This window comes from Clostridium sp. AM34-9AC (genome assembly GCF_003480225.1).
GTDB classification, from domain to species: domain Bacteria; phylum Bacillota; class Clostridia; order Lachnospirales; family Lachnospiraceae; genus Acetatifactor; species Acetatifactor acetigignens.
Genome location: NZ_QUIU01000056.1, coordinates 1 through 933, shown reverse-complemented (window position 1 = coordinate 933; position 933 = coordinate 1). Strand labels below are relative to the sequence as shown.

The 933-nt window shown below is 47.2% G+C and carries 1 rRNA gene (only partly in view); it reads right to left on the bottom strand.

From position 1 onward, the window contains the following. A 23S ribosomal RNA gene (locus DW835_RS17570) occupies nt 1-561 on the bottom strand (it extends 2,378 nt beyond the left edge of the window). Nucleotides 562-933: the final 372 nt, after the last annotated feature.

Here is a 933-nt window from a genome sequence, read left to right as displayed (position 1 = left end):
TTTGTAAACACAGGGTTTCAGGTTCTCTTTCACTCCCCTCCCGGGGTCCTTTTCACCTTTCCTTCACAGTACTCTGCTCTATCGGTCACTAAGGAGTATTTAGCCTTACGGGGTGGTCCCCGCTCATTCCCACAAGGTTTCTCGTGTCTCGTGGTACTCTGGATCCTGCTCTGCTTCTTTCCGTTTCGCCTACGGGGCTCTCACCCTCTCTGGCCGGTCTTTCCAGAACCGTTCCGCTACAGTCAGAAGTCATAAATGCAGTCCGAACCCCGGAGTGCACGCACTCCGGTTTGGGCTCTTTCCATTTCGCTCGCCGCTACTTTGAAAATCGAGTTTTCTTTCTCTTCCTCCGGCTACTTAGATGTTTCAGTTCACCGGGTTCCCTCCGTACACCTATGGATTCAGTGTACGGTGACTGAGGTATGCTCAGCCGGGTTTCCCCATTCAGAAATCTACGGATCAATGGATATGTGCTCCTCCCCGTAGCTTATCGCAGCTTATCACGTCTTTCATCGGCTCTTAGTGCCAAGGCATCCACCCTGCGCTCTTTTTAGCTTGACCTAATAACTGAGCAAGCGGTTTCGAATAAAGCAAAGTCCGTTGCAAGCTCGCTTGCATAAGGGCTTTTGATTTATTCGGAAATCATTTGCGAAGCAAAGGACATGAGTAAGACGAAGTCTTACGAATGACCGCTTGCGCGATTCCCGCCAATCCGTTCTTCACATCTAGCGTGATGTTACTTTAGGTTTTGTTTCGTTTTGCTTGTTTGATCTTACATCTCTGCAAGATCCCTCGGATGTCTTGTTATATCGTTTTGCAAACTTGATATAATAGATTTTAATTTCAATATTCGGTTTTCAAGGAACAAATTTCAACAAGTAAAACTTGTTGAGTGGAGATAAAGGGATTCGAACCCTTGACCCCCTGCTTGCA